This is a genomic window from Longimicrobiaceae bacterium (genome assembly GCA_035696245.1).
Classification (GTDB): domain Bacteria; phylum Gemmatimonadota; class Gemmatimonadetes; order Longimicrobiales; family Longimicrobiaceae; genus DASRQW01.
Genome location: DASRQW010000539.1, coordinates 1 through 16,491, shown reverse-complemented (window position 1 = coordinate 16,491; position 16,491 = coordinate 1). Strand labels below are relative to the sequence as shown.

The following is a 16,491-nucleotide window of genomic DNA, read 5'->3' as shown; positions in this document are numbered from 1 at the left end:
AAGGACTCGCTGAACGGGACCTTCTTCTGCGGCTCGTGCGCGGTGATCCGGCGGGCGGCGCTGGACGAGATCGGCGGCTTCTCCACGCACTCGATCACGGAAGACATCGAGACGTCCATGAAGCTGCACGCGGCGGGCTGGAACTCGGCCTTCTACGGCGAGAGCCTGGCGTACGGGCTGGCGGCGGGCAGCGCGGTGGCCTTCCACACGCAGCACCTGCGCTGGGGCCAGGGCGCCATGCAGGTGATCAAGAAGTACAACCCGCTCACGCTGCCGGGCCTGTCGCTCTCGCAGCGCATCTCGTACTTCGGCTCGCTCACGGCGTACGTGGGCGGCGTGCAGAAGCTGGTGTTCTACGCAGCGCCCATCGTCTTCTTCCTCACCGGGGTGCTGCCCATCTCGGCGCTGAACGCGGCCTTCCTGGCGCGCTTCCTCCCCTTCCTGGCGCTCTCCTTCATCATGTCCGAGGCCATCGGCCGGGGGCGCAGCAACACGCTGGTGGCCGAGCGCTACCACATGGTGAAGTTCTGGACCTACACGCGGGCCGTGATGGGGCTGTTCAGCAGCAAGCCGCTGCGCTTCAACGTGACGCCCAAGGGCCCCGGCCACGTGCCGTTCAAGACCTACGCGCCGCACGTGGTGCTGATGTCGCTCTCCGTGATCGCCGTCGCGTGGGCCACGCTGGCGACGCGGTTCGGGTGGATGCACTACGCGACGGGCGGATGGAGCAGCACGGCGTTCCGGATCAACTTCATCTGGCTGGCGCTCAACTTCTCGCTCGCGGCGGGCGTGGTGCGGCTGTCGCTGCGGGTGCGGCAGCAGCGGGCGGACCACCGCTTCCGCGACCGCTTCCCGGTGACGGTGCGGCTGCGCGGCCACGGCGGCGGCAAGCAGCGGCCGTACGTGGCGCTGGCGGAGAACCTGAACCCCGGCGGCATGGCCTTCCGCGCCAGCCGCGAGCTGCCCGAGGGCACCGAGGTGCGGCTCACGCTGCCGCTCAGCACGCGCACGGTGGAGGTGCGCGGCACGGTGCTGCACAACGACGCGGTGGCGGGCGCCGGCGAGCGCATGTTCCGCTCCGGCATCCAGTTCCAGGACGTGCCGGTGAACGTGCGCGACGCCATCGAGCTGCACTGCACGCAGCACGCGGTGCCCATGGAGCAGCAGCAGTACAAGATCTCCGCGCCGCTGCTGGAGCGCGTGGTGGACTGGATGCGCAACGCCCGCGGCGAGCGCCGCCGGCAGGTGCGTCTGCCCGCCCGCGTGTCGCTGGGCGAGCGGGTGCGCGCGGGAACGGCGGGCCGCGAGCGCGCGGCGCTGCTCGAGGAGCTGAGCCGCAACGGTGCGCGCCTGCTCATGGACCGGCCGCTGGCGCCGGGCACGCGCATCAAGTTCCGCGTGCCGGGCACCAAGATCCACCGCTCGGGCCGCGTGGTCTTCTCGCGCGCCTTCGAGACCCCCATCGGGGTGCGGTTCGCGGTGGGCGTGGCGCGCGACGCGGACCCGCGCCCGGCGCAGTGGTTCGACGCCGGGTTCCGCCGCCCGCAGCCCCTGCGCCGCGCGGTCGGCGCCTGACGCCTTCGAGTCCGACGATGGGAATACGAGCACGGGAAGAGGACCGATGATGACGGAATACGCGGAGGCCGAGCGGCGGAGGCCCAACAGCGGCACCGTGCTGGGGACCTTCCTGTACGTGTGGCTGATGGTGGGTTTCTTCACCGGCACCGTGCTGCTGGTGGGGCCCATGAAGTGGCTGACGAGCGCAGTCCGCGGCGCGGGCTGGTCCCAGGCGGGCGAGGACTGGGCGGTGCGCGGGGTGATCGTGGCCTACGTCGTCGCCTCGGTCTTCCTGGCGCGCTTCCTGGTCGCGCGGCTCTGGCGCGCGCGGACGACGCCGGGCCGTTTCGGCATCGTGGGCGGCGTGACGGCCGCGGCGGCGCTCTGCCTGTGGGCGTGGATGGATCCGGGCCGGATGCTGGCCAGCGTGGGCGGCGGCGACGCGGCCGGCGACCTGCGCAGCGCCTCGGGCGCGGAGTTCATGTTCGGTGCGTATCCGGACTACGCGCGCCTCCAGGAGCTGAAGCGCGAGGGCGTGACCTCCGTCATCTCCCTCCAGCACCCGGCCGTCGTTCCGTTCGAGCCGCGCAGCATCGCCGAGGAGAAGAAGAACGCGGCCGAGCTGGGCATCAAGTTCATCCACGTGCCCATGCTGCCGTGGGTGAGCGACAACGCCGCCGCCATCGCCCGCATCCAGCAGATCGCGCGCGACGGACACGGCAAGTTCTACGTGCACTGCGGGCTGGGACGCGACCGCACCAACGTGGCGCGGCGGGCGGTGGAGAGCATGGGCAAGAATGTGAAGCTGAGCGGCGACCTGAAGCACGCCTCCACCTTCGCGGACCGCACCGCGCCGTTCGAGCATGGGCGCATCTTCCAGGTGGAGCGCGACGTGTGGCTGATCCCGCGCCCCAACGCGGCGGAGATGGCGGGCTACATGGAGGCCGGGCAGGTCAAGTCGGCCGTGTTCCTGCTCGACCCGGCGGATTCGGCGCAGGCGGCGTGGCTGGCCGAGGACAAACGCACCCTTGCTTCGGCCGGCGTGGCTGTGCACGAGGCGCCGCTGCCGCGCCGCGGCGCCGCCGCGAACGCGCCGGACATCGCCGCGATGGTGCGCACGCTCCCGCGCCCTGTTGCCGTGATCGCGCCGCACACGGAGTGGGACAAGCCGTTCCCCGGCACCGAGCCCGCCGATGCCTTCCGAGCGGCCTACGCCAAGCTGGTGCCGCCGCCCGCAGCCCCGGCGGCCCGCGTCGCCACGCCCTCCGCGCCCGCGACGAACACACGGGGCGGGACGCGGTAGATTGGGATTCGGTAGATGTTGCACGACCAGGGGCGCCGGAATTCCCGGCGCCCCTGGTCGCGTCTACGTCCTGTTGCTGGCGCAGACAGTTCTACAAAGAGAACTGCCAGTTGAACAAGACACCTCGTCGCCCGCGATCCTACGCCTGCTCCAACCCCGCCAGCGCCCGGAGATGCTGCACCACCGCGCGCGGCACGCCCTTCCCGTATCCGCCTTCCAGGATCAAGACGAGCTTTCCACCGCACCTCGCATCCGCCCAATCACGGATGATCCGCGTAAGGTCGTAGACGTCGTCGGGCTGGACCGCCAGCTGCCCTAGCGGCTCGCCCGCAAGCACGTCGAAGCCCGCGGCGAGGAGCACGATGTCCGGCCCGGCATCTTCCGGAATCGTCGCCAATGCCGTCTTCAGCGCATCCGCGAAGACGCTTCCATCGCTGCCGACGGGGAGGGCGATCCAGCGGCTCGAATCGATGCTCTCGGGGCGCGTCGGCGGCTCGGCATCTACCGACACGTCGTGCTGCTGATGGATGGAGAGGAGGATGATGCGGTCATCGCCCGCGAGCAGCTCGGCCGTGGCGAGGGGCGGGCGGATGCCCCAGTCGGTGACGAGGATGCGGCCCACGCCGCGGCGCTCGCACAGGTGGCGGGCGGCAATCGCGACGTTGTTGAAGAGCGACAGCTCGCCCGCGTGGTCGGCCGTGGCGCCGCGTCCGGGCGGCCGGGCGGTGCAGAAGGCGTTGCGCACCTCGCCCGCGAGCACCGCGTCCGCGCCGGTGATGCCGGTGCCCGCCGCCGCGAGCGCCGCATCCCACGACGCGCCGGAGACGGGCACGCCGTCCAGCAGCAGCGTGACGCCATCCGCCGCGGACTGCGCGGAGACGCCGCGGACCGCGTCGATATGCCGCTGCGTGTGGACCAGGCGGAGGTCCGCTTCCGTCGCGGGAACTGCCTCCAACTCCAGCAGCGGCTCGAAGAGCGTCAGCATGTCGCGGTACACCGCCCGCGCGACGGCGGGCAGCCGGCCCTGGTGGTCCGGGTTGTTCCACCCGGTGTCGTGCCGCGGGCAGTCGTGGTGGCTTACGAAGGCCGTCGTCTTCAAGGCAGGCTCGCGTCCGTGCGGTGCGTCGCGCGCCGGCCCCTCCGCCGCGCGCCGACAACGTAGGCTGCCGCCCCCGCCTCCGCCACGGATCGTCCGACGCCGCCGTCCGCCGAAGCCGCGTCATCTGCGGACCAACGCGGTCTACGAATCGATCGCATCCAACCGTCGGCCCGGTTCCGGAGTCCAACGCCTCGGCCTCCTTGCCGCTCCGCGGGGCGCCGCGCATCTTCGCGAGTGCGCGGTTCTACATCCATCTCCGCCCGCACATCTACATGGCCGATTCGCCATATCCTGCGTCCAGCAACGCAACGCCCCGCATCTCACCGCCGGCGAGCGTGGTCGGGGAGCACGTGCGCGCCGCCATCCGCACGCTGCGAAACACGCCCGGCGTGGCGCTCCCGGTGATCGCGGCACTGGCGTTCGCGACCGGACTTGGGGTGCCGCTGCTGGGGATCGTGCGCCAGGGCGTCACGGCCGGGCCGCGCTACACGCACCCGCTGCTGCGCGAAGCTCCCGGCGCGACGGACTGGCTGCGGTGGACGGCGGAGCGTCAGCCGCTGGGCGCGATGCAGTCACAGGCGTTCGGCTCGCTCCTGTGGATGACGTTCGCGCTGACGCTGCTCCTGCTGGGCATCGCGCTCGTCAACGTGGTCACGCTGGTGCTCGCGCGCGGCTCGGCACGCCAGCCGGAGATGGCGATGCGCACCATCCTCGGCGCGATGCGGCGCCGCCTCGTCGGCCAGCTCCTCTCGGAGAGCGCGCTTCTGGCGGGCATCGGCATCGGGCTGGGGCTGCTGCTGGCGTGGCCGGGAGCATACGTGCTGAAGGCCGCGTGGCCGTCGGGAGACGCGCCGTGGAGCGGGACGGGGATGGACGGCGCAGTCCTCATGACCGTCGTGGGCGCGTTCGTCGTGGTGACGCTACTCGCTTGGCTCTCGCCGGCCAGGGTGGCGTGGAGCCGCGACCTGCGCCGCTTCGTGGCCGCGGGCGACCGCGCCACCGGCGGCCCCGGCGAGGCCGCCATCCGCAACGTGCTGGCGGTGCTCCAGATCGCCGCATCGCTCGTCCTTCTCACCACGGCGGGCCTCCTGCTCCGCAGCTTCGCTTCGCAGCGGACGGACGATGCGGGGCTCGGGTTCGATCCGCACGGGACGCTTACGGCGCGGGTCACGCTGCCCGGCGGCGCGCGGCTGGGTACGGCCCGGCGCGCGGAGATGTACGAGCAGGCCATGGCGCGCGTCCGCGGCGTGCCCGGCGTGGTGGACACCAGCATCGCCACCACGGGCTCGTGGCTCGGCGTGGGCGCCACCGACCGCGTGACCGCCGTCTGCGGCGAGTGCGCGATGGCGGGGATGATCAAGCCCGTGAGCGAGGGCGAGGCGCGCGTCCAGGCGGTCGGGCCGCGCTTCTTCCGCACGCTTGGCGCGCCGGTGGTGAGCGGGCGCGAGCTGGAGATGCGGGACCGCGCGGGCGCGCCGCGAGTCGCCGTGATCAGCACCGCGTTCGCCTACCGGCTCTTCCCCAACGGCGAGCCGCTCGGCAAGCAGATCCAGGTCGGCGGGCGCTCGGGCGAGTGGTACACGGTCGTGGGCGTGGTCGGCGAGATCCACGCGCGCGGCATCGGCGCATCGTCCCAGCCCGTGCCCACGCTCTACCTGTCCGCGCTCCAGCATCCGCCCGCCGCCGCAGGGCTGGCGGTGCGCGTCCACGGCGATCCCGCGCGGCTCGCATCCGCCGTGCAGCGCGCCGTCCGCGGAGCGGTTCCGGGAGCGAAGGTGACGGACGGGATGACGATGGATGCGTACCTCGCCTCGTTCGCGGCGCCTCTGCGATGGTTCGCCGTCGTCTTCGCCGCGCTCGCGGGCGCCGCGCTGCTTCTGGCAACCACCGGCCTCTACGCGGTGATGGCGTACAACGTCGCCCGCCGCACGCGCGAGATCGGCATCCGCATGGCGCTCGGCGCCCGCGTGGCGGACGTGACGCGGCTGGTGCTCCGCCAGGGCCTGCGGCTCACCGTCTTCGGCACGGTGATCGGGACGATGGGCGCTCTCTCCGTCGCCCGCAGCCTGGAGCTCTCGTTTGAAGGCGTGAACGCGCTGGACCTCCCGGTCCACGCCACCATCGGGGCCACGCTGGCGATCGTCGCCCTCACCGCCAGCCTCCGCCCTGCCCGCCGCGCGGCATCTGTCGATCCACAGATCTCCCTCCGCGCGGAGTAGAGAACCGGCAGCGGAACCGCGCGGAATCTCGACGCACCAGCAATCGTCGCGAGGACGACCGCTGCTCCCTGCGCCGCGATTGATACGCTCTGCGCGGCAGCAAGGGAGATCCTGACGTCATCCGTCGACGTGCATCAACGGAATTGTCCAGGCAAATGCCGACGCGGACGAAGAAGGGCCGGGCCCCCACGCGGAGCCCGGCCCTTCTTCTGTGGTCATCGACTCCGCGGAGCGAATTCGCCCGCCGTCGAACGCGGTGGAATCGTTGCCGGAGAGAGGTTTCGGATGCGATAAATCGCACCCCTACAACGACATCGCGGTTTGGCAGGCGGACGCTATTGAGGCTTTACCGAGTCCGTGGTGGCGGGGTCTCCGGCGGGGTGCCAGTCCTTGCCGAGGACGACGGTGGCGTCCACGAAGAGCGTGGTGTCGCGCTCGGTGGTGACGGGGGTGCGGAGGCCCAGCGCGTCCGCCACCTCCTGCGCCGATGCCGGCTTGCCGATGCGGTCGATGACGCGCGTCGCCGCAACGCCGCCGCGCGCCGTGCCGAACGACACCACGTCGAAGCCGCGGTCGCGGAGGTAGCGCGTGGCCTCGCGCGCCAGCCCCAGGCGCCCGGACGCGTTCAGCACCTCCACGCGCACCCGCTGCGCCGGCGGCTCCGCGACCACGCCCGCGGTCCGCGCCACCACCGCGGGCGCCGGCTTCCCCCCGATGCCCATCAGCCCGGAAACCAGCAGCGCACCCACCGCCAGCAGCGTCACCGCGAAGCCCGCCGTCTGCCAGCGGCTCACGGAGCGCCCTCCGTCACTGCGTCGCGGAAGGCCAGCGTGAGCGGGTGCACGCTGCCGGTCTCGCCGTCCACGTGCGCCACGCGCGCCTCGACCACCTCGCGCAGCACGGCGTCCATCTCACGCGGCATGTGCGCGCGCAGCGACGCCGTCCACTCCGGGTCGAAGCGGCGGCCGGGCTCCATGAAGTCCGCCAGGTACAGCGCTCGCCCCAGCCGCCCGAAGCCCGCGTAGCCGAGCGTGTGGTAGCGGATCGCGTCCAGCATCTCCTCGTCGGCCTCGTCCTTCAGGCGCTCGGCGGCGGCGGGACCGTGGAGCAGCGCGTCGTGCAGGCCGCGGAGCTCGGGCGGAACCTCGCGGCGCAGCTCGTCCGGATCGGCGTCGCGAAGCGCGTCGTGCAGCGTCCCGGCTGCCGCCCACCGAGCGACGTCGTCCGCACCCAGGCCCAGCGCCTCCGCCCACTCGCGCATCAGCGCCGCCACGCGCGCCACGTGCTCGCGGCGCTTGGGCTTCGCCACCGCCCACACGGGCATCTTCCCCGCGGCGGCGGCGCGCACCGTCTCGCTCAGTGCGGAAGCGGGTTCCACGGCGTTCATGGACGGAAGTACGGGTAACGGGAGATGGAAAGCCGCGCGACGCGCAGGCCCGAGCGTCCGTCAGGACACGCGGGCCGTGGGATGATGATGCCGCTTCGCCGCGGCAACGGTAGATGATAATGCCGCAACGCAGCCCCGGACAACAGCCGCGTCCGTCGAGGGGCGGCGGCGGCAGACGATGCAACAGCTTTCCACCTTCGCACACCCGACGCTAGATTGCGCGCATGGATGAGCAGCCGCTGACCAAGGACCAAGTCATCGAACGTCTCCACGGCGCCCGCGTCCAGATCCGCGCGCTCGGAGCGCGGCGCGTGGCGCTGTTCGGCTCCGTCCTGCGGGGCGAGGCGCGCCCGGACAGCGACGTGGACCTGCTGGTGGAGTTCGATCCCGAGCAGGTCACCTTCCGCAACTTCATGTCGCTGTCGTTCCTGCTGGAAGACCTGCTGGAGCGTCGCGTGGAGCTGGTGACCACCGAAGCCCTCAGCCCGTTCATCGGGCCGTACATCCTGCGCGAGGCGGAAGATGTCCTTGTCGCCGCTTGAATATCTGCGGCACATGCTGGTGGAGGCGCGGTTCTTGACCGCCCAGACCCAGGGGCTCACGCGCGAGGAGATGATGGAGGACGAGGTGCTCCGCCGTGCGCTGGTCCGCAGCATCGAGATCATCGGCGAAGCCGCGAAGCAGGTGCCCGGTGAATGGCGCGAGCTGCATCCGGAGTTCGAGTGGCGGTTGATGGCGGGGATGCGCGACCGCCTGATCCACGGCTACTTCGGGATCGACTACCGGGTGGTCTGGAACGTCGCCACCAGGGAAGCCGTACCGCTCGCGCAGCGCATCGAGCAGATCCTTGCCTCGGAAAACGAAACGGCCGGCTGAGCGAACCCATCGGGTCCGTCTCGCCGGCCGTCTGTCCGACCTACATCTACCTTCGATCGCCTGCGCGGCGCCTCAGCCCAGGACGGCGTCGTCGATGAGGCGGGTCTTGCCGACGCGGGCGGCCACCGCGCAAACGGAGCCGGGGAGGGCGCGCTGCACCGGCTCCAGCGAGCGGGCGTCGACCACGTCGGCGTACTCGGGCTCCACGCCGGGCACCGACATCGCCGCCCACAGCGCCGCGCGCAGCACGTCCGCGTCCGTCTCGCCCGCGGCGAAGAGGGCGCGGCAGCGCTCCAGGCCCTGCGACAGCGCCAGCGCCCGCTCGCGCTCCTCGGGCGAGAGGTAGACGTTGCGCGAGCTCATCGCCAGCCCGTCGGCCTCGCGGACGATGGGGGCGATCTCCACGCGCACCGCCATGTCCAGGTCCGTCACCATCCGCCGGATGAGCGTGGCCTGCTGCAGGTCCTTCTGCCCGAACACCGCCACGTCCGGCGCGAAGATGCCGAACAGCTTGGCGACGACGGTCAGCACTCCGCGGAAGTGGCCGGGCCGCGACGCGCCGCACAGCCGGTCGGCCATCGTGTCCGGAACGACCGCCACGCGCGGCTCGCCAGCGGGGTACATCTCCGCCACGCCGGGCGCGAAGACGAGGTCCACGCCACGGTCGCGCGCCATCTCCAGGTCGCGGTCCAGGTCGCGGGGATAGCGCGCCAGGTCCTCGCGCGGGCCGAACTGGAGCGGGTTCACGAAGATGGACATCGCCACGAACCCGGCCTCGGCGCGGGCGCGGTCCACCAGCGAGAGGTGGCCCTCGTGCAGGTAACCCATGGTGGGCACCAGCGCCACCGTCTTCCCCTGCGCGCGCGCGGCGGCCACGGCCTCGCGCACCTGGGCGCGGGTGTGCACCACGCGCATGCCCCCGCCCACGGGCAGCGGGATCACGGGCGTTCTCAACGCTTGGGCGCTCATTCGAAGGTATGCTCCTGCAAGGGGTACTCCCCGCCCTTCACCGCCTTCACGTAGTCTCCCACGCCCGCCGCGGCGGCCTGCCCCACCTCGGCGAAGCGGCGCAGGAAGCGCGGCGCGAAGCCGATGTTGATGCCCAGCATGTCGTGCAGCACCAGCACCTGCCCGTCGCATTCCGCCCCCGCCCCGATGCCGATGGTGGGGATCTCCAGCGCCTGGGTCACCGCCTTCGCGATCGCGCCCGGGATCAGCTCCAGGACGACCGAGAAGGCGCCCGCCTCCTCCAGCCGCTTCGCCTCTTCCAGGATGCGGCGGGGGCCATCCTCGTCGCGCCCCTGAACGCGCGTCCCCGTCACGTTGACCGACTGGGGCGTGAAGCCCAGGTGGCCCATGACGGGGATCCCGGCGCGGACGAGGGTCCGCACCGTCTCGGCGGCCTGCGGGGAGCCGCCCTCCAACTTCACCGCTCCCGCGCCGGTCTCCTGCATGATGCGGCCCGCGTTGCGGAGCGCGTCCTGCGGCGAGACCTGGTACGACATGAACGGCATGTCCACCACCAGCAGCGCGCGCTGCACGCCCCGGCGCACGGCTCGGGCGTGGTGGATCATGTCGTCCACCGTGACGGGCAGCGTGCTGTCCAACCCCAGCACCACCTGGGCGAGCGAATCGCCGACGAGGATCACGTCCACGCCGGCCTCGTCGACCACCCGTGCGAAAAGGTAGTCGTATGCAGTGAGCGCTGCGATGCGCTCCCCACGGCGCTTCATCTCGCGCAGCTCGGGTACGCCGAGCGGCCGAGCGCCATTCCCGCGTTGAGTGGACATCCGGTCCTCATCCCAGGGACCGGTCGCGGGCGGAAGCCAGCAAATGTCCCGCCCGTTACCGGGCCGATGCGTGTCCAAGATCAGCGGGTTGACGTGGCGAAATACTAACCTGATCTTCCGCCGGTGTCAAACCCGATTCGGTGGGATCCGCCCCTCGCCCGCGCCCTCGCCGCGGAGCTGCAAACGAGCCTCGCTGGCCGTTTCGCGCACCCCTCGCCGGTGTTCGCGGCAGACCTTTCCGCGACCCTTTTCCTGGACCGCGGCGAGGCGCTGCGCTTCGACCTGCACCCCGGCGCTGGCTGGGCCCGCCTCATCCCCCGCCCTCCCGAATCCGCCGCGCTGGCGCCCGAGGCGCGCATCGTCTCGGTGACCGCGCCGCCGGACGAGCGGCGGCTGCGCATCGAGCTCCAGGAGGGCAGCCGGTTCCGCGGCGGGTCGCGCGCGCTGGTGGTGGAGCTTCACACGAATCAGTGGAACGCGCTGCTGGTGGACAACAGCGACCGCCGCATCGTCTCCGTCCTGCGCGCTCGCGACGCGGGCGGGCGCTCGCTCCGCGCGGGTGCGCCGTACGTGCCCCCGCACGGCGAGCCGCGCTTCGGCTCCGGGCGCGTGCAGCGTGACGATGCGTGGGCGGAGTGGATGCGCGTCCTCTCCCCCCTCGCGCCGCCGCAGCGCCGGGGCGAGCTGGTGCGCCGCTTCGCCGACGCGAGCCCCGTGAACTCCGCTTCGATCATAGGCCACGCTTCCACGTCGGAAGACGCGGACGCGCTGGCGGAGGCGTTCGAGCGGTGGTGGGCGCTGCGCACCTTATCGCCGCCGCGCCCGGTGCTCCTGCATCTACCGGCCGGCGCGCAGCCGTACCCGATGCCGCTGGAGGGGATCGAGTCGGAAGATGCGAAGACGCTGATCGCGGCGATGGACACCGCCGCGGAACGCAGCGCATCCGCCGACCCTGCTTCGGCGTCCACGGCAGATGCGGAGCTGCTGGAGCGCGCGCGGAAGCGGTTGGCGGGCGCGCGGCGGCGGGTGGGCAGCCTGGAGCAGGAGATGCGGCGCGTGGGCGAGGCAGACCGGCTGCGCGCGCGGGGCGACCTCCTCCTCGCCTACCTGCAGTACGTCACGCCCGGCACCTCGTCCGTGCGCCTGCCGTCGTTCGAGGACGGGACCGAGGTGGAGGTGGAGCTGGACCCCACGCTGCGCCCCAACGAGAACGCCAAGCGCCTGTACGACGAGGCCGCCCGCCGCCAGCGCGCCGAGGAGCGCGTGCCCGAGCTGCTGGCCGCCGCCCGCCGCGACGTGGAGCGCTGGGAGGCCGCCGTCGCCGCCGGCGAGGCGGGCGAGCTTCCCGCCGCGGCCATCCGTCTCCTCACGCGCGAGCCGGCGAAGAAGAGCGCGGCGGCGGGCCCGCAGGCCGAGCGCATGCCGTTCCGCCTCTACCGCACCTCCGGCGGGCTGGAGGTGCGCGTGGGGCGGACATCGCGCGACAACGACCGCGTCACCTTCGGCCACTCCGCCCCGTCGGACGTGTGGCTGCACGCGCGGTCGGTGCCCGGTTCGCACGTCGTGCTGCGATGGGCGGACGCGGACGCGCCCCCGGCCCGCGACCTGGAAGAAGCCGCGGTGCTCGCCGCGTTCTACAGCAAGGCCCGCTCGTCCGGCACCGTCGCGGTGGACTGGACGCGCCGCAAGCATGTCCGCAAGCCGCGCGGCGCCCCTCCCGGCCGCGTCACCATCCAGCACGCGAAGACCCTCTTCGTGGCCCCCGACCCCGCCGTCGAAGAACGGCTGCGGGTAGATGCGGAGCTTCCCTCGGCGTCGTAATTCTTGCGTCACGTCTCATAAGACGCCTTTTTCACGCAGGTCAACCGCACATCCGTATTCCTCCTCTCCGCCGGACAATGGCCCAGCCCAAAGTGTACGTTGAAACCAGCGTCGTGAGCTATCTCGTGGGGCGGCCCAGTCGCGACTTGGTCACCGCGGGCCATCAGCAGATCACGCATCAATGGTGGGAGCGTCGAGCCGAGTCGTTCGATCTGTGTTCCTCGTCGCTCGTGGTGGAAGAAGCCTCACGCGGCAACCGGGAGTTCGCCGCCCGCCGGCTGGAAGTGATCACAAGCCTTTCCCTGCTCGCTTTCCGTGCAGAGGCTGGCTTGCTGGCCCGTTCGCTGATGGGTCATGGCGTCCTTCCGAAAAAGGCGGAAGCCGACGCGGCGCACATCGCACTGGCGGCTGTTCACAAGATCGATTACCTCCTGACGTGGAACTGCAAGCACATCGCCAACGCCGAGATCCAGCCAGTGCTGGAACGCATCTGCCGAACGGCGGGGTATTTGCTGCCGATACTGTGCACGCCGGAGCAACTCATGGGAAAGGGATGACCATGTGGAAAGACCCCATCGTCGAGGAGGTACGTCGTGCGCGCGAGGCCTATGCGGCGGAATTCGGCCACGACGTAGACGCGATCTTCGCCGACCTTGCGCGCAAGGACGAGGAAGCCCGAGCGAAAGGCTGGATCGTAGTGGAGCCTCCCGCACGGGCGGAACCTCGCGCAAGCTCGGCGGCTTGATGAAAGACGGCTCGGCCGGAGAAAGGCGATGAAGGCGATCCGGGTGCACGAGACGGGTGGGCCGGAGGTGCTGCGGCTGGAGGACGTGCCCGATCCCGCGCCCGCGGCGGGGCAGGTCGTGGTTCGGGTGCGCGCGGCGGGCGTGAACCCGGTGGAGACGTACCAGCGCTCCGGCACGGGCAACACCCCTCCCCTGCCCTACACGCCCGGCACCGACGCGGCGGGCACGGTGGAATCCGCCGGCGAGGGCGTGGCGAACGTGCGCCCCGGCGACCGCGTCTACACCTCGCGGACGCTGAGCGGCTCGTACGCGGAGCTGGCGCTGTGCGACGCGGCGCACGTGCACCCGCTCCCGGATGCTGCGACGTTCGCTCAGGGAGCGGCGCTCGGCGTGCCGTACGCCACCGCCTACCGCGGCCTCTTCCACAAGGCGCGCGCGCTGCCCGGCGAGACGGTGCTGGTGCACGGCGCGAGCGGCGGCGTGGGCATCGCCGCGGTGGAGCTGGCGCGGGCGGCAGGTCTGACGGTGATCGGCACGGCGGGCACGGACGATGGGCGGCGGCTCGCGCGGGAGCATGGCGCCCACCACGTCCTCGACCACCGCGACGAAGGCTATCTCGCCGAGCTCATGGAGCTGACCGGCGGCCGCGGCGTCGACGTCGTGCTGGAGATGCTCGCCAACGTGAACCTCGGGAAGGACCTGACGATCGTGGCGCGCGGCGGGCGCGTGGTCGTAATCGGCAGCCGCGGGCCCGTGCAGGTGAACCCGCGCGACGCCATGAGCCGCGACGCCTCCATACACGGCATGATGGTCTTCAACGCGACCGACGCGGAGCTGGCGTCCATCCACGCAGCGCTCGGCGCCGGGCTGGACGCGGGCACGCTCCGCCCCGTAATCCGCGAGGAGATCCCGCTGGCCGACGCGTCCCGCGCCCACGAACGCGTGATGGAGCCCGGCGCGCTCGGCAAGATCGTCCTCGTTCCGTAGTCGGCGCCCGCTCACGGACGGTCTCGGTCCACTCGCACGGCGGAAGCATCGTCGCTCAATGGAGGGAGGAAGCCATGCAGCCCGGAATCCAGACGCCGCTCAAGGGCATCGTCGCGGTGTCGGTGATGCTCCTCGCCTTCGGCGTCGTGGTGTTCGTGCAGGCTCTCGCCGCGATCCGGACCGGCACCAACATGGAGTACCTCTCGCACGACCGCGCGATCGACGGATGGGAGGGGCTGTTCATCGCCTTCCTGTCCGTGCTTGCCGGCGCCGGCGGCATCTGGGCGGCGGTCCGGGCGCGGCGCGGCGCCGTCTGAAGCAGCCTCGCGCTCCTGACGTTCACCCGTCGCTCGGCGGCTCGACCGCATGCCTCAACCGAACACGAACCACCCGGGCGATGACAATCGTTCGGGTGATTTCTTTCCCGCGATCAGGCGCGCTTCGGAACCGCGCGTAGGCGTCGAGTTCGCTGCGTCCATTCTCGCCCGCCTTTCCGCGCCGCGACCGGTGAGACGAAACTGGACATGAATTCCGACCGGCCTGCCGCCACAACCTTCCATTTCCTGTCACAAACCTTGCGCCGTCCCTTTTGTCCCTTTATTCTGCCGACCGTGAGACTCACCTGTGCGGGCATGCCCTTGGATGTGAACCCAGCAGTTCTATGTGGAGGCATTCATGCGGGAACAGGCAGAGGACCGCCCCGCAGCCGTGTTCGCCGTCCGGCGCGCGAGAGGCTGGGGGGAAGCAAAACGAAAGGGATGCGCTGCGGACCTGTTCAGTGTAGTTTACGCCACTGTGAGCACGATGGCCGCCCTTGTGGCGATTGGCTGCACCGACGGACCCACGTCGGCGGGGCTGGAGGAGGGGCAGCGGCGCGGGATCGTGTACTCGCTGCCGGGGCTCACGTCGGACTTCAGCGGGTGGTGCAAGGACAAATACGGCTACTGGCACGAGGACGCCAGCTTCTGCGGCGCGGGCACACCCACCGCGCCCACGCCGCCGAGCGGGCCCACGTCCGGCGACCCCGGCGCGGGTAGCGGAGGCGGCGGAGGCTCGCCACCGCCCGAGCCGGCGGACACGGCCGCCAAACCCGCCTGCCACACGGACGACCCCGTCACCGACTCTCCGGCGGTTCAGACGGGTTTCGCGCAACTGTGGGCCGCCAGCAGTCCCGATGCGAACATGGCGGACCGGCGCGAGCAAGGAGGGTGGGTCGTGCAGTCGGCCGGATCCCTGGAGGTGGTGCCCTTCCCCGCCAGCTGGACCGTGGGCGCGTGCGGCATCGACGCGCCGGCCGACGCGGTTCCCCCCACGGGCACGGTCGCGTGGGTGCACACCCACCCGTATCGCCTGCGGGAGAGGATGACGGCCTGCGAGAAGGTGACCGTAGTCATCAACGGCGTGCCGATGCAGGCGACGTGGCAGTACGGGAACGAGCCCAGCGACTACGACGGACGCGTCTCCACCGCGTGGGGGATCCCGGGCTACGTACTGGACAAGGACAAGGTCACGAAGTTCGTGGGCGACCCGCAGAGCCAGGACCAGTTCCAGGTCGTCGCGCAGAACGGCCGATGCGGCTACTGAACCTCACACAAGGGAGTGCCGGATCATGATCTCCACCTTCCTCTTCCTGGCCGCTGCGGCGCTGTCGTCTCCCCCGCACGCCTCGTCACGTAACGTCGCGGCGCCGGCCGGCCTCGTCTCCTGCCCTGCCGAGACGGAGCGGACGCGCGCCGTGGTGACACGCTTCCTGACGTCGCCGTACACGTCGCCGCTGCGCAGCGACTACGGGCTGCAGAACGTGAGCTCCGCCAGCGTGCGTACCCTCACCGACGCGCAGGACGCGGCGACGTGTCAGGCGCTGCAAGGCACGGTGCAGCTCTCGTCCAACCCGTACCCGCAGATCACGTCGTACTTCTACGCCGACGGCTTCTACTTCGTCCCGGTCGTGTACGTGGTACCGCCCAACCGCAACTTCATGGGCCATGACGGCTTGATCGTGCTGGACCAGAACCTCCGCTACGTCTCGTCGTTCGCCATGTAGGCGGGACGGGAGATGAACACGCAGGGCCGTCCTTCGGGGCGGCCTCGCGGCGCATCCGCACTCCGCGCGTCAACGGGACGGCGTCCCATCTGCCTCGACCCAGGTGCGAGAGACGTTCGATGTAGATGCGGCTTGCTGCCGGCCTTCGCCAGAAGGTCGGACCGTTTCGCCTGCGGGATCAGGAGCACGCAGTGATGACGATCTCCGCGCTTCTCGCGCTCGTCGGCGCGCTGGGCACGACGCCAAGCGTTGCCGATCCTCCGCTCCCGCCAACTCCGTCCGCTTGTCTGGCCGAGACGGAGCAGGCGCGCCGCATCGCCATCCGCTTCGCAAGCTCGGAAGAGTACGCCGATGCGCGTCAACGGCACGGCGTCTCATCCGCCTCGCCCGAACAGGTGCGCCTCCTCGCCGGCTCGGCCGATGCGGACCTGTGCGCGCGCCTGCTCGCCATCTACCGGCAGCAGCTCGCCGGCCGTTCATCGACACTGCTCCCCACGTTCTACCAGGCGGGCGATTTCTACTACGTCGCGCTCGCCCGGCGGCAGGAGCCTCGCGTGATCCCACCCGGTTTCGCCCACATCGACACTCGCTGGCTGCCACTGTTGATCTTGGACAGAGACCTTCGCCTCGTCGCCTCGGTCGCGATGTAGCAGTTTCGTTTG

Annotated in this window: 18 protein-coding genes; 13 read left to right on the top strand and 5 right to left on the bottom strand. The window is 71.2% G+C overall.

Features of this window, described 5'->3' with window-relative positions; translation table 11 throughout:
* On the top strand, window positions 1–1,575 hold a 1,575-nt coding region (locus VFE05_23935; GenBank protein HET6233149.1), incomplete at its 5' end, for a PilZ domain-containing protein.
* Window positions 1,576–1,621: 46 nt separating this feature from the next.
* Entirely contained in the window at window positions 1,622–2,860 is a 1,239-nt protein-coding gene (locus tag VFE05_23930) for a hypothetical protein (GenBank protein HET6233148.1), read from the top strand.
* Between the two features lie 139 nt (window positions 2,861–2,999).
* Here the strand turns inward: VFE05_23930 and VFE05_23925 are convergent, their stop codons facing one another.
* On the bottom strand, window positions 3,000–3,959 hold the full coding sequence (locus VFE05_23925; GenBank protein HET6233147.1) for a hypothetical protein: 960 nt from the start codon (window positions 3,957–3,959) through the stop codon (window positions 3,000–3,002).
* 272 nt (window positions 3,960–4,231) lie between these two features.
* On the opposite strand from VFE05_23925, the gene VFE05_23920 reads away from it, so the two are divergent.
* Complete coding sequence (locus tag VFE05_23920; protein HET6233146.1) at window positions 4,232–6,178, top strand: FtsX-like permease family protein; 1,947 nt, start codon at window positions 4,232–4,234, stop codon at window positions 6,176–6,178.
* 335 nt (window positions 6,179–6,513) lie between these two features.
* Here VFE05_23920 and VFE05_23915 read toward each other — a convergent pair whose 3' ends face one another.
* Together VFE05_23915 and VFE05_23910 are read right to left on the bottom strand one after the other, a co-directional pair.
* Window positions 6,514–6,972, bottom strand: a complete 459-nt coding sequence (locus VFE05_23915; GenBank protein ID HET6233145.1) for a LytR C-terminal domain-containing protein — start codon at window positions 6,970–6,972, stop codon at window positions 6,514–6,516.
* The gene (locus VFE05_23910) at window positions 6,969–7,565 is read right to left on the bottom strand and encodes an HD domain-containing protein (protein HET6233144.1); all 597 of its coding nucleotides are present in this window, start codon (window positions 7,563–7,565) and stop codon (window positions 6,969–6,971) included. The genes VFE05_23915 and VFE05_23910 overlap by 4 nt, the downstream gene beginning before the upstream one ends.
* Before the next feature lie 224 nt (window positions 7,566–7,789).
* Here VFE05_23910 and VFE05_23905 point away from each other — a divergent pair, with 224 nt between their 5' ends.
* Together VFE05_23905 and VFE05_23900 are read left to right on the top strand one after the other, a co-directional pair.
* Complete coding sequence (locus VFE05_23905; GenBank protein ID HET6233143.1) at window positions 7,790–8,107, top strand: nucleotidyltransferase family protein; 318 nt, start codon at window positions 7,790–7,792, stop codon at window positions 8,105–8,107.
* Window positions 8,088–8,441, top strand: a complete 354-nt coding sequence (locus VFE05_23900) for a DUF86 domain-containing protein (protein ID HET6233142.1) — start codon at window positions 8,088–8,090, stop codon at window positions 8,439–8,441. Before VFE05_23905 ends, VFE05_23900 begins: the two co-directional genes overlap by 20 nt.
* A 72-nt stretch (window positions 8,442–8,513) precedes the next feature.
* Here the strand turns inward: VFE05_23900 and panC are convergent, their stop codons facing one another.
* Both panC and panB read right to left on the bottom strand, forming a co-directional pair.
* A complete protein-coding gene (gene panC / locus VFE05_23895) occupies window positions 8,514–9,410 on the bottom strand; it encodes a pantoate--beta-alanine ligase (GenBank protein ID HET6233141.1) in 897 nt (298 codons plus the stop codon).
* Entirely contained in the window at window positions 9,407–10,231 is an 825-nt protein-coding gene (gene panB / locus VFE05_23890; GenBank protein HET6233140.1) for a 3-methyl-2-oxobutanoate hydroxymethyltransferase, read from the bottom strand. The genes panC and panB overlap by 4 nt, the downstream gene beginning before the upstream one ends.
* Before the next feature lie 123 nt (window positions 10,232–10,354).
* Between panB and VFE05_23885 the strand changes: the two genes are divergently transcribed.
* From VFE05_23885 to VFE05_23850, 8 genes are all read left to right on the top strand, one after another.
* Window positions 10,355–12,052, top strand: coding sequence for an NFACT family protein (locus VFE05_23885; GenBank protein HET6233139.1), 1,698 nt, complete (start codon window positions 10,355–10,357; stop codon window positions 12,050–12,052).
* Between the two features lie 77 nt (window positions 12,053–12,129).
* Window positions 12,130–12,609, top strand: a complete 480-nt coding sequence (locus tag VFE05_23880) for a type II toxin-antitoxin system VapC family toxin (GenBank protein ID HET6233138.1) — start codon at window positions 12,130–12,132, stop codon at window positions 12,607–12,609.
* A complete protein-coding gene (locus VFE05_23875) occupies window positions 12,606–12,797 on the top strand; it encodes a hypothetical protein (protein ID HET6233137.1) in 192 nt (63 codons plus the stop codon). Before VFE05_23880 ends, VFE05_23875 begins: the two co-directional genes overlap by 4 nt.
* A gap of 28 nt (window positions 12,798–12,825) precedes the next feature.
* Window positions 12,826–13,785: an NADPH:quinone reductase gene (locus tag VFE05_23870; GenBank protein ID HET6233136.1), complete on the top strand. Its 960-nt coding sequence runs from the start codon at window positions 12,826–12,828 to the stop codon at window positions 13,783–13,785.
* Between the two features lie 74 nt (window positions 13,786–13,859).
* Window positions 13,860–14,102, top strand: coding sequence for a hypothetical protein (locus VFE05_23865; protein ID HET6233135.1), 243 nt, complete (start codon window positions 13,860–13,862; stop codon window positions 14,100–14,102).
* Window positions 14,103–14,589: 487 nt separating this feature from the next.
* Entirely contained in the window at window positions 14,590–15,369 is a 780-nt protein-coding gene (locus tag VFE05_23860; GenBank protein ID HET6233134.1) for a hypothetical protein, read from the top strand.
* Between the two features lie 25 nt (window positions 15,370–15,394).
* Complete coding sequence (locus tag VFE05_23855; protein ID HET6233133.1) at window positions 15,395–15,829, top strand: hypothetical protein; 435 nt, start codon at window positions 15,395–15,397, stop codon at window positions 15,827–15,829.
* A 194-nt stretch (window positions 15,830–16,023) separates the two neighbouring features.
* Window positions 16,024–16,479 carry a hypothetical protein gene (locus VFE05_23850; GenBank protein HET6233132.1) on the top strand — a complete coding sequence of 152 codons (456 nt, stop codon included), beginning with the start codon at window positions 16,024–16,026 and terminating at the stop codon, window positions 16,477–16,479.
* Window positions 16,480–16,491: the final 12 nt, after the last annotated feature.